Below are 11556 nucleotides of genomic sequence, written 5' to 3' on the forward strand. Positions count from 1 at the left end.
CTCCTTTTTCCTTAGTCGGCGGTCCGGGACCGGCCGTTATAATTGTTGTGTTGGGGTTTTCTGTTCCGTCTTGCAGAAAGCTTTAGTCTATCGATCCATAAAACAAAAGTTTAGCGGAGTATCTGACCAACTGCCACGAACGCAGAGAAGCCACGCTGTGAAGATTACGCCATGACGTGCGCCATCTACCGCATCGCTCGCGTCGTACTTATCGGGTTTTTGATTACCGTAGTCTGCGCGACCGGGTTACTGGTGCGCCAGCGCATAGTCGATCCCGGCACACACTGCGGCAACCTGCGCAGCATTGCACTGCTCAGGAGTTGCACGGGGGCTGTCGGGATACACCTCAGTGGTGGTCCTGTAACGGGCGCTGGTGATACTGGCACACAGCCCCAGCTGTTTAAGCGGATACCGGATAACGCCCCGGGCGGTCATCGGTGAGCCAAGAATCTCCCCATTGTTGTCTGCAGGAGCGATATGGGTGACCTTCTCCACCGCCTCAACCACCGCCTGCTGAAATTCAGAATGCGGTTTTTCACTGTCATCAACCAGATAGAAGCCATCAGGAATCTCACACGGCTCGAACGGCTTGCCGTCGCGTGCCGACAGCGCGGGACGAAATTCGCTTTCATCCGTATCAGTGGTTTCATGCAGGTCCATATGCATCAGTACACAGTCGCTGATGGGCGCCACCAGTCGCATCAATGCCGCCGACTCCTCAGCCGCACTGTCGGGCCGGAATGAGCGGTTCGGGTCTACCGCGTGCGGGTTCCAGCGATGGATGCGCTCGTAAGCCCAGGGGCTGACACAGGGCGCGACCAGCAAGTTCACGCGGCCTGCATAATCCTCGGCATGCCTATCGACGAACTGCAACGCGCCTTGCACACCACTGGTTTCATAGCCGTGCACTCCGCCTGTTATCAGCACGACCGGGAGATCGTCACGCCAGTCCCGGCTGCGGATCGCCATCAGCGGATAACCCTCTGAGCCATAGTCCAGATGGCCGTACTCTTCCACATCAAAGCGCGAACGCAGGTTCTCTATCACGCTCAACACCTCGGACTCGTAACTGCGCTGATGAGACTGTCGTGACAACCACTCGGCGCGCTCCGCGTCGCCCCAGGGAATGCCTGGCGTACCGATGGGATAGAAGGCGGGAGCCATGTTCATCTTGATTTCCTCCGGATTGCTTTCATATCACCTCTCTCTGATGCATTAAAGCGCTTATGCCAACCCCTGAGCTTTGCGGCAATATATGGTGCCAGAACTGTCGTCGCGAGAACGACAAGCCAGAGGTTGCCATCTTCGAATGTATAGGACCCAAGAAGCTCAGCCCACGACTTGCCTTGCAGCAGCCCAAATGAAAACTCGAAAATGAGCGTGAGTGCGAGCCACGCCAAGCCAATACCCCAAACCTGCAACGGTTGGCTGGGGTGCAGCCAAGGTAACAACAAGTACACCACACCAACTATCAAAACCGAGAGTAGCAGGCCACTCAACATGAGAGCCGCCTGAGTGCCCAGTACAGGTACAAGTAAAAACTCGCGCAGTGATCCATTGGCAATTGCCAGAACGACGATTGCTAACCAGATAACGAGTGCCTTAAATGCGACTGTTATAAACATTGGCTGGCCTGGGCCCGTTGCGAGTCAGTCTTTTTTGTCGATCGTTATCTCTATCGATTTGCTGTCACCCGCGAACCACTTCTGAACATACAAAGTGCCCACTATAGGAGCCGTGCCTTCATCAGGGACTTCCTTATAGCGCACACTGTTTTTTGTTTCCTTCTCGTACTCAAACATGACAATTTTTTTTGACATGAAATGCTCCTAATGGCGAACGAAGAATAGCCTTCAGGGCGCCGATCGAATTTGCCAAGACTTTGCTAATTTTCGTAATCAATGAACGCCCATTTCATTCGCTAACGTCCTTTGTTTTAAGGCGAGTGGTGCCAAGTAATGTAACCAAAAACTTTTCGACCTTTTCTTCAATATGGCTTTCAACCGTTTTCAGGCGAAGCAAAGGCAAGCCCCCTTTATGGAGGATGCTATTCTTCAGGGCATCCCATTGCTTCTGTTGGGGCTTTTCGTGATCACCTCCGTCTACCTCAATGATCGCCATTGGCTTCTTACCCACCTTGAAGTAGAGCACAAAATCGCAGCAGCTTCGGCCTTTCATAAACCCGCGTTCTCTTGCGGTCAGAGCTTCATTTCCTGGTGACACCAACTGATTCAGGGCTATCTGTGTATGGAAGGTTACCGCTTGGTTCGAAAAAAGAGAAAGGCGTTCGCGCAGTATCTGGGCGACTATCTGTTCCGACCTGAATTGTGAATCGCTCGCCCTTAAAGCAGACCTCAGCTTTTCCAGAGATTGGTCATACTCGGCGTAGAGCAGATCGAAAGCCGACACAACGGGTGAACGATGGACCTGTGCCGTTTCATTCGCGTAATACTCAATGTAGCGAATCAGCGCCGAAACTGGCCCATTCGCTGCACTGAAGACATCATCACCGGTTACAAGCGTAAACCGATTTTTTGCCCTGGACACAGCTACATTAATCAAATGAGGATCATCCACAAACTTCAGATTTTTCTGGTTGCTGGCCTTCTTGTCCAATACGGTTGAAAACACAATTTCATCACACTCCCTGCCCTGAAATTTGTGGGTAGTATCCTTGACGAAACTGGCGGGCAGGTGCGAGTGCGACAGCGCAACCTGTGCATTGTATGGCGCAATAAATCCGCGCTTGGAGGTCTCATCCCACTGGCTGCTTTCGCCCCGATCCAGCACGTGAAGCAACGAATCCAGCTCTCGCTGGTTTTTGTAGAGTCGGGTGTGATTCCCTTTGGCGGTTACGATAAGTCGCAAGGCATCTTCGCCCGCATCCCGTGTCATCGGAATAAGCTCGTTGTCGTAAAACTGCTGATTACAGAACTGGATGATTCTGGGGTGGCACCGATAATGCTCCTTCAGCAGGGTCACCGGAACGGCGTCGCCAAAAACACTGAGGCAAGAGTCCAGCAGGCTGTGTTTTTCGCAGTCATACCTTTCATCAGGCGCTGCTTTGCCAACCTTCGCGAAAATTGGGGGCAACTGTTTTCCGTCACCAACGATAACGAGGTTCCGCGCACAACCCAGCGCCAATATTCCCGGAATAATATCCTGCTGGGACGCTTCATCAATGATGGCGTAGTCGAGAACCGTCCCAGACTTAAGCGAGTTGATGATGGAGTGCGTGCTGCTGCCGATGATTGGATAGCGCTTCAAAAACGCATCGATCCGGTCTCGGTACCCTTCCGAAGTAAAGACTTCCTCAGACCGTTTTCGTTGTTGAAGCTGATCTTTCAGGTAGGCCATCGAGGAAGTGGTTACCCCCGCCAAAAGTGCGTCGAAATCACCTTTCCTCAAAGTGTCCTGACAGGAAGCCAGCTCAGCTTCTTTTTCCTGCAATGCCTTGTCGTAGTAGCCCAGTTGCAAAGTATGGATCGTGGCGTCGCGCTTATCGGAGGTGCTAAAAGGCTTGGTGCGAAAAATCCGGAAGTTCAACCACAGCTCTATTCTGTTCCTCAGGCTGATGGGTTTGCCATCCAGCATAGTCAGATAAGCCATCAGATCTGTGATCTTTTGCTTGGATAACCGGTATTTTTCCAATGAGTCAGTTTTGAGCAAGTTCGGGGCAGCTTCCAGGTTTTCCTGCCGCCATTTAAGTAGATACTTCCGTTCGATGTTCAGTTCATCAACTTCAGCTTGCAGTTTCGCCACTTCGTTCCGTGCATGTAGAAACTGCTTCAAATGATCTACATCTCCCTCGATATCCTGCAATAACGGCGCAGGTGGAAACTTTGCTGTTGGAATCGCCGGTGTGTTGGCAAAGAAATTTTTACGATTCTCACTGTTGCCGAGTTTGGCGACAAGAAATTCCAACCCTTCTTTGCCCAGCTTCTCATAGACGTTTTCAACGGCGGTATTGTTATTGGAAAGAAGGGCAACGGTTTCGTTCCGCAGCAGAATGTTGGCGAGGATATTCAATATCGTCTGGGTCTTTCCTGTGCCGGGAGGGCCCTTGATGATACTGACCTGTGAGGAGAAAGCGCCCGCGACTGCTTCTAGCTGGCTCTCATTGATACCAAAGGGGAAAATAAGGTTTTCTTGAGGTTCCCTTGGCTGACTGAATCCTGTGCAGTATGAATTCAATACCATCTCTGGATTTGAAGGCAGGGCCTTCAGCTGACGGAGCACATTGTCAGCAATCGCTGCACCTTTTATAGAATTATCCCTCGCCTTTTCCAGCCGACCCTCAGCCACAGAAATAAAGTAACGAAAGACCTCTCCATCCTTGAGCTTTGTTTTTCTAACCAGCCGAATGTTGTCCATATTCATAACGTAGGGTTTAGCGTTCTCCGCATACTGGACAACTGCTTGCTTGTTACCATAAACCACCACTTTGTCGACGTGGCCGAACACGCTGCCGTTTTTCTTCACAAGGAGCGCGTCTTCTACTACTTCGGTGGGCGTGATCTCACATTCACTGAGCGGACGAGTGTAGGATTTTCCTGAGGGGAAAAAGCAGGTCAGCTCCAGGCCTTGGCGAGAATCCCGTATTTTCCAATCATTGATCTGCTTGGTCTTGTCCTGGCCGTTTACATGGATGCTGACCATGGCCCTCTCGATATTATTTGCTCTGAAAAAACTGATTGGAGCGCCTTGCAAGGTATGAAATGAACCAGGCAAGCAGCCATGCAACCACTACCCAAAAGATTACAAGCACAATGTAACCAAAAACAGTTGGGCTACACCAACCCCATCCACAGTGGCCATTATTCTGGAGCAACCAGGGCACTCCTGCACCATTGAGAATGTAAACCGGGGTTACCTGGATAAACCCCCAAACTGCATAGGGTGAGCTCAGCCAGGCCGGCAAATTGCCCTGCCAAAGAACATAGGGAAGCCAGACCCCTGCATAGGCTACAGCGATTACCAAAAGCACCTTTACTGTTGTGCGTTCAAACATCTGTACTCTACCTGCCCCTGCTCTTGTGCCAGGAATGGGTTAGACTTCAAACAGCCGTCCGGACACCCCGATAAAAGGAACAGAATGAGTAAACCTGGCATCATCAGACCCGAAACCCGATACCTTCTTTACTTCGCTGTTTTCTGGATTGTGTTCCTCTCCGCTGCGACCTATTTACTCGGTAGCTGGGACGCCCGCAAAACCAATCCCAACCAGCAACTGGTCAGTCACACCCGCGACGGCGCCACCGAAATCAAACTGCAGGCAAACCGCCAGGGCCATTATCTGGCAAATGGCACCATCAACAATCAAAACGTCACCTTCATTCTGGATACCGGCGCGACAACCGTGGCAGTCTCAGAACACATCGCCCAAAAAGCAGGCCTTGTCCGGATGCAGCCCAGCCTTGCACGCACTGCAGCTGGTACCGTACGTGTGTGGGATACAACCATTCCAGAACTCCGCATGGGCGATATCACATTCAATAACGTACCCGGCACCATCAACCCGGACATGGACCCAGACATGGTTCTGCTGGGCATGAGTGTGCTTGGACAGCTGAACTTCTCTCAACAATCGGGCGTTTTAACCCTTAGCCAGAGAACACATTGAGATAGAGGGGAGCCTCTCTATCTCCATAACCTGGCAGCCTGTCAGTGTCCGAGCCGTTTCAGAAGATGAGGGCGCACGGTGGAGGCAGCAAGTGCAGCACGAACTACAGCTACTGGTTATGTGGTTGGGCTAATGAACACAAGGTTGCAGCGAAAACAAAAATAGCCCAAACCAAACATTACCTAACAATATCTGAAGCTTGATCGCATCCCGAGCAAATGCCGGAATATTTTGATAGCGGTATAGATAACCAATAACTACCCACTGCACTGCCAGCCATATGACAGAGAAATACAAAAAGCCTTTATGGCACTCCGTGTTGGGGGTCGTGTAATAGGCGTACCACCAAACCGATACGGCACCCGTAGCGATCAACACGAGAATCGCACACGATAAAAGATTGCGCCAACGCGGGTACTCCGTGCTTAAAAGCTTGTCCTTCGCTTCGGTCAAATTTTTCGGCATTCAAATCCCTTCTCGAACTGCCACATACGCTCCGTTAATGTTCGCCGCCTGCGGCGTCACCATTGAGCGGCTTGTTAGCAGATTCTGCCTGAAGACGCTCCACCAGCCACACCTTGATAATCGATTGGCGTGTAACGCCAATGCGCGCAGCCTCACGATCCAACGACTCGACCACCCAAGCCGGGAAATCGACGTTGATTCGCTTTTGTTGCTGATTAACACGGCGAGCAGAGGACAGATCCAGGTCATCAACAATATCTTCCTGACCTTGCTCAAACTTTTTATCGAAGTCTTTAGCTTTCATAGAGCTCAACCTCCTTCTTACGGGAACGCCTGACTGAAATCAGGCGAATACGAGAATCCCTATGTGTGACGACAGCCGACCAGTGTGTTTCACCAATCTTGCCTATCAGCAAAAACCTCTGCTCATCCTCTGATTTTGCGCGGATCTCCAGCAGATACGGATCTTTCCACAGCCCTTGGGCAGTAACGAAATCAATACCGTGCTTATCCAAGTTCGCCTGGCTTTTGGCGTCGTCGAATTCAAACTCATCCATGAGTACAAATTATTCCTTTTTTACTCAACCCGCAAGATATGGAAGGAAGCTGTGGCAGCGAACATTTGTCCGGTGGACCCGTTTGTTAGGTGACCATGGCCGCATTAAAGAGCCACCGCAAAAAGGAGAGAAACGCCCAATACAAAGAACACGAACCGAACTCCCGTTTCTCGAAGTCGCTCTGCCTGTTTGACCTCTGGAATAAGGTCTGCGCCTGCAATATAAAGGAAGTTCCCGGCCCCCAATGCCACAAGAAAATACACGTTCATACTCTGTCCAACGCCGTAAGCAATAACACCACCAAGCGGGAAAGTTAGCGCAGAGATAAAGTTATAAAGTAAAGCTTTGCGGCGTGAATACCCGGCATGAACCATCGCCCCGAAGTCACCGATTTCCTGAGGGAGTTCGTGTAGAGCTGCGGCGATCCATGCTGCGATTCCAGCCCGAATATCCACAAGGAAGATAGCGCCAATGGCAAGCCCCCCGAGTAGGTTGTGAACTCCATCAGCAATCAACAGTAAAGGACCTAAGGGCTGTACATGCTCGGAAGGCGCACGATGGCAATGGTGCCACTCGAGTAGCTGATCAAGTGCAAAGAAAGCTGTGAAGCCGATGACCACCCATAGCATTACGAAAATTCGCGATTCTGAAGCACCTAGCGCATGTGGAAGCATGTGAAAAAAAGCGCCTCCGAGCAACGACCCCGCAGCGAAAGCAACGATAGGCTTCAACCAGCGTTTCAAAACTTTCTCGGGCAAAAATATAAATAACCCACCGACTATGGCAATCAGGCTCATCAAGAGCCCAAAAACCAGAATGGTCAGTAGTGTTGTATCCAAATTCGTATCCTTTCAAAGTAACCTAGTCGAGGCTCAACCCCTTCAACTTGTCACAGATTGCCTGATGACGCTTTTTTAGTTGCTCATGATTACGGGCAAAATCCTCGTGGGCTTGATGTTGCATGTCATGCTTCAGCTGAGCGGCCTCGTGCCCAGCTCCATCACCCGTGCGCTCATGTTCACTGATTTGCTTTTCGTGACGCGCGATATTGGCCTCGTGAGCCGCGATGGCTTGTCCATGTTCATGCATGTGGGCCTCATGTTCGTGAATTTCGGCCTCAATGCGGTGCAGGGTGGCGAGCAGCTTACTGTTCTCAATACGCCAGCTGTGATGGTCAGCTAGCCAGTTTTCGTGATCCGAGTGGTCATGCTTGTGGTCACTATGATCATGTTTATGTTCGTTACTCATGTTGTACTCCTTTTGGATAAGTAGTCAGCAGTAGGTGACTTTTTGATGTGATTCAACCTAACGCCGGCAATAAAAGGCGCCTTGGCCAGGGCGTCCGGTGGAGGGCCATCGGCCCGGAACAACCTTAATGGCCTGGTTACGTATTACTGTCTTGGTTCTGACCATGATTCGACTTTCCCACGCATGAAGACAACTTCTGCCCGATTTGGATAATACCAACGTGCCAAGTTACCTCCGTCCACTCGCTCAGGCGTGCCGAGTATCCGTTCAACATCATCGTAGCCCATTGCTGTTGTCAGCTTTCTCCAGTTTGCGAGCGATTCCCAACCATCCCCATTCGCGACGAATTTCTGGACTTCACCTTGATCATTGAGCTGAGATTCTAGATCCGATAGCCGAACCTTCAGTTCTTGGACTTGCTTCTCCAGTCGATCAATCCTTGCGCTGTCATCTGCATGCACATTGAGGGCAACGCTGAACGCGAGAAATCCTATAAAGGTAATGGTTTTCAACATCGTCTCCCTCTCAGAAACATAACGCAGAGCGCACAGGCGACCTTGACGCAGCGAAACGGAGACAAGGGCGTCCAAGTGCCGCGTTTTGTTAACTAGTTTGTTCGATATTGGCACGGCGCTTCCGCTCCTGCTCAGTCATTTGCTCCTGGCGCTCCTCGATGGAGTTCAGCCCAAGACGCGCACGGCGTTCATTAACCGTAGCAGAATCCTCAATAGGAAACGGTGTTGGCCAACCGTTTTCATCAACATCAAACTGGGTGCCGTAGTATTGAGTCTTGCCAGATAGCGTACGCACCCGATCTTGGAGGAATGCAAACTGCCAGCCCGGTACATCCTTCCTCGCGACGGCATCTTCTAGTAGGGAGACACACTCACCCATGAACTCGGGATCTGAAACAGAATGCTGAACGACCAGCCACGCAGCTTTGGCAGCCTCTTCCCCAACTAACGAAATGCCGGGCCAACTGTGAGCACCAATAATCTCCTTCAGGCGAGATCCATTCTGCTCATGCAGGGCTTTCATTCGGGGATGATAAGACTCAGATGGCAGTTCTCCCGAATTGAAGAGTTGCTGCAACAACCGCTGGTCTTCCGTCATCATCGTGACCAGCTCATTCGCAAGAATCTGATTCATGGGCTCCTTCCCAGTTAACGCCTGGCTCATGCGCCGGTTCGGAGCCGCCAAGCGGCGAAAAACAGGTCGCTGTGCAGCCAATGGTTAGACGAGTTCCCGCTCCTAGAACGGTATATCGTCGTGCTTTTCCTCAATATCCACCAAATAAATGATCTGTGAAGCGCACACACTTAGAACATACTCCGCGACTTCTACTGTAGCGGTTCCACCTTGTGCTCCGCCATGCCCTACTCCATTGCCGCCACTTCGATAGGCATAGATGCCTTCGATTGTTTTTACCAGTGCTTTCGGAATGTCATAGTCATTCGCAGTTACAAGCCATTTTGCGAGATTTCCCAATGTTGTTGCCTTTGCTTCGGGAAACAATGCTTTGCCTGCCGCTTCTACTGCACAAACACTTTCTTTAACGCAATTCTCATAGTCTGGGTTGGTTGGATGACGAAAAAAATGAAGCGCTTTTGTGTAATGCTTCCTGGAATCAGCCAGCCGATTATCACCTAGAACAAGATGTGCTCGAGCTGCTTGATCTTCAGTATGTCGCCGTCCGCGCCTGCGGACGAGGCCTTCTGAGAATTCAAAAACCAAATTCTCTTCTAAAAAAAGGCGCTCAAGTTCTTCCGAAATAAAAAACTGAACCTCACTTTTTGGAGTGGAAACCCTAGATACATCGAATTCCATCCATTCCAGAACATCCTGTGAAAGATAGCTATATAGCCGCTCACAAAAATCGTAAAGCTTATCCCAATTTAAAGAAGACAAGGTTTCTTCTGCTTCATTCCTAGCTTTTACCAAATCTGTTACTGAATTAGATTGATAAGAGGTAGGCGCCTGTCGGCTAATGCGTTGTAGCTCACGGGCAATTGCTGGCCAACCAGCTACGAATTCTTTCTCTTCCAGATCGTAAAGGAGGTGGAGTAAACCTACTCGAGCGCTCTCTGGGAAGTCATTGTCTATATGCTGACGCTTTCCGCGATGGCGGGCTGAGAATGGAGCCTTAAATTCAGTCACAGAATTCCTCTTTCTATCTAACGCTGGAGTTAAGCATTTGATTTACCCACGGAGTTTGCACTAGGTTGCAATCTGCCAATTAGATAGTCTTCTAATGCAGGTGAAAGGTAGCTGAACTCGGGAGGGAACCCTATCGTTGCGAGCCGGTTTACCCCGAGCTTTTTCCACTTTTCTTGTGGAACGTAACCGTACCTGCCACCTTCGCCACTAATTGCAAGAACATGGCTCTCTAATCTAGCACTGATACCACGAGCTACACTGCTGCGCCCCAGCCCGATATATACGAGAGATTCATCGGAAAATAGCGCGTACAAACCACCGAGCAAGTAATTTGGTACTGGCCCCTTCCAATTCCAATCAAAGTTCCACTCCGGAACTGGCAACTCTCCGTACCAGTGTCGATTGAAAAACTCTGAAGTTTCCTGAATTAAGTTATCCATACTCTCATCCGTGTGTGCTTAACGCCCGCAGCATGCGCGGCTTTGGAGTGTAGGCGAAGCCGAAATAGAAAAGGCGTCGCCGTGCCTGCGATTGCTAAATCCTCAGTGTATGATTTTTCTGATAACTTGTTTTTTAGAAGATATAATCTCTTGTAAGAAATCCCGATAGTCGTTGTCCCCAACAAACTCCAGTATTCCCCTCATAAATGATTCACTATCGAGTAACTCTTCATATTCCATTTTATCGACATACTCACATAATATTTTTAATTGCTCCAAATGATGCGTGAGCTCTAAAGTTGGAGTGGACGAGTACTCTGTGTCAATTCTAGTATTAATCAACTGTTCTAGCTGATCGCGGTTAGCAGGAATTGATTCAGTTCCACTTCGTACATACGCAACGTTAGATTGAATGCCGGAGCCTTCTTTGAGAGCCAGCAAAGGCAAAATTTTCTCAGAATACTCAACCATGATGACCTGGAAATTCTTTCCTTCTAACGACGGTTCTGTTTTATCGTATGTAAAATTGAATAGTTCGTAATTCAGCTGGTCGGGGACGAATTTCCTTAGCTTTTTGTTCAGGTCAGCTCTATCTTGTAGTTTCTCTAACCCTGTAGAATTGAATTCACCACTTTGCTCCTCTGTGACACCGAGGACAATGGCCCCTCCGCCAGTATTACCCATGGCTAGTATATGCTTTGCCACATGCTCAAATTTAGGCCATTCCGCCTTGAAATCTAAATAATCAGTCTCACCAATATTTTCCTTGAGCACCTGACTCAAAAAAGCACGAGTTGGTTTTTCAAAAAACTGCCGGAATAGCTCATGCTGATTTTTCTTCAAGCTCATATTTATTCTCGATATCCGAAAGTTTTGTACCTATTTAACAGCGTATTAGATAGAACCCTTCATTATTGCAAAAACGTGACTTCCACATTTTATGCAACCTTCCACGTTCCAAATATATATTTTTACCTTAAAAATCAGAACGTTAAAAAATCAAACCGCTCACATCCTGTAATCGCGTGACATCTTCATTATTGCAATAACACCGAATCCTCAGCAC

The 11556-nt window shown here is 49.5% G+C and carries 16 protein-coding genes; 1 reads left to right on the forward strand and 15 read right to left on the reverse strand.

Going from position 1 to position 11556, the window contains the following annotated elements:
* Positions 1–246: 246 nt before the first annotated feature.
* The 5 genes from ACN0RL_RS01585 to ACN0RL_RS01605 form a co-directional block, all read right to left on the reverse strand.
* Positions 247–1170 (reverse strand): M14 family metallocarboxypeptidase, encoded by a 924-nt coding sequence (locus tag ACN0RL_RS01585; RefSeq protein ID WP_417513004.1) that lies wholly within the window; start codon positions 1168–1170, stop codon positions 247–249.
* On the reverse strand, positions 1167–1625 hold the full coding sequence (locus ACN0RL_RS01590) for a hypothetical protein (protein WP_417513006.1): 459 nt from the start codon (positions 1623–1625) through the stop codon (positions 1167–1169). The genes ACN0RL_RS01585 and ACN0RL_RS01590 overlap by 4 nt, the downstream gene beginning before the upstream one ends.
* 24 nt (positions 1626–1649) lie before the next feature.
* Positions 1650–1820 carry a hypothetical protein gene (locus ACN0RL_RS01595; protein WP_417513008.1) on the reverse strand — a complete coding sequence of 57 codons (171 nt, stop codon included), beginning with the start codon at positions 1818–1820 and terminating at the stop codon, positions 1650–1652.
* A 94-nt stretch (positions 1821–1914) separates the two neighbouring features.
* Entirely contained in the window at positions 1915–4659 is a 2745-nt protein-coding gene (locus ACN0RL_RS01600; protein WP_417513010.1) for an AAA domain-containing protein, read from the reverse strand.
* Positions 4660–4672: 13 nt separating this feature from the next.
* Positions 4673–5011, reverse strand: a complete 339-nt coding sequence (locus ACN0RL_RS01605) for a hypothetical protein (RefSeq protein ID WP_417513012.1) — start codon at positions 5009–5011, stop codon at positions 4673–4675.
* A gap of 84 nt (positions 5012–5095) precedes the next feature.
* Between ACN0RL_RS01605 and ACN0RL_RS01610 the strand changes: the two genes are divergently transcribed.
* Positions 5096–5623, forward strand: coding sequence for a retropepsin-like aspartic protease family protein (locus tag ACN0RL_RS01610; protein WP_417513014.1), 528 nt, complete (start codon positions 5096–5098; stop codon positions 5621–5623).
* 129 nt (positions 5624–5752) lie between these two features.
* Here ACN0RL_RS01610 and ACN0RL_RS01615 read toward each other — a convergent pair whose 3' ends face one another.
* The 10 genes from ACN0RL_RS01615 to ACN0RL_RS01660 all read right to left on the reverse strand — a co-directional run bounded on the left by ACN0RL_RS01615 (position 5753) and on the right by ACN0RL_RS01660 (position 11339).
* Positions 5753–6088: a hypothetical protein gene (locus ACN0RL_RS01615; protein WP_417513016.1), complete on the reverse strand. Its 336-nt coding sequence runs from the start codon at positions 6086–6088 to the stop codon at positions 5753–5755.
* A gap of 34 nt (positions 6089–6122) precedes the next feature.
* Complete coding sequence (gene brnA / locus ACN0RL_RS01620) at positions 6123–6392, reverse strand: type II toxin-antitoxin system BrnA family antitoxin (protein ID WP_417513018.1); 270 nt, start codon at positions 6390–6392, stop codon at positions 6123–6125.
* The gene (locus ACN0RL_RS01625) at positions 6382–6645 is read right to left on the reverse strand and encodes a BrnT family toxin (protein WP_417513020.1); all 264 of its coding nucleotides are present in this window, start codon (positions 6643–6645) and stop codon (positions 6382–6384) included. The genes brnA and ACN0RL_RS01625 overlap by 11 nt, the downstream gene beginning before the upstream one ends.
* Before the next feature lie 104 nt (positions 6646–6749).
* The gene (locus ACN0RL_RS01630; RefSeq protein WP_417513022.1) at positions 6750–7484 is read right to left on the reverse strand and encodes a ZIP family metal transporter; all 735 of its coding nucleotides are present in this window, start codon (positions 7482–7484) and stop codon (positions 6750–6752) included.
* Between the two features lie 22 nt (positions 7485–7506).
* Positions 7507–7893 (reverse strand): hypothetical protein, encoded by a 387-nt coding sequence (locus ACN0RL_RS01635; protein ID WP_417513024.1) that lies wholly within the window; start codon positions 7891–7893, stop codon positions 7507–7509.
* A 143-nt stretch (positions 7894–8036) separates the two neighbouring features.
* Positions 8037–8408 carry a hypothetical protein gene (locus ACN0RL_RS01640; RefSeq protein WP_417513026.1) on the reverse strand — a complete coding sequence of 124 codons (372 nt, stop codon included), beginning with the start codon at positions 8406–8408 and terminating at the stop codon, positions 8037–8039.
* A gap of 88 nt (positions 8409–8496) precedes the next feature.
* A complete protein-coding gene (locus ACN0RL_RS01645) occupies positions 8497–9042 on the reverse strand; it encodes a DUF6624 domain-containing protein (RefSeq protein WP_417513028.1) in 546 nt (181 codons plus the stop codon).
* Positions 9043–9144: 102 nt separating this feature from the next.
* Positions 9145–10050: an AbiJ-NTD4 domain-containing protein gene (locus ACN0RL_RS01650; RefSeq protein WP_417513030.1), complete on the reverse strand. Its 906-nt coding sequence runs from the start codon at positions 10048–10050 to the stop codon at positions 9145–9147.
* 29 nt (positions 10051–10079) lie between these two features.
* Positions 10080–10490, reverse strand: coding sequence for a hypothetical protein (locus tag ACN0RL_RS01655; RefSeq protein ID WP_417513032.1), 411 nt, complete (start codon positions 10488–10490; stop codon positions 10080–10082).
* A 102-nt stretch (positions 10491–10592) separates the two neighbouring features.
* A complete protein-coding gene (locus tag ACN0RL_RS01660; protein WP_417513034.1) occupies positions 10593–11339 on the reverse strand; it encodes a helix-turn-helix domain-containing protein in 747 nt (248 codons plus the stop codon).
* Positions 11340–11556 lie beyond the last annotated feature (217 nt).

Source organism: Marinobacter sp., from assembly GCF_048259445.1.
Lineage (GTDB): Bacteria > Pseudomonadota > Gammaproteobacteria > Pseudomonadales > Oleiphilaceae > Marinobacter.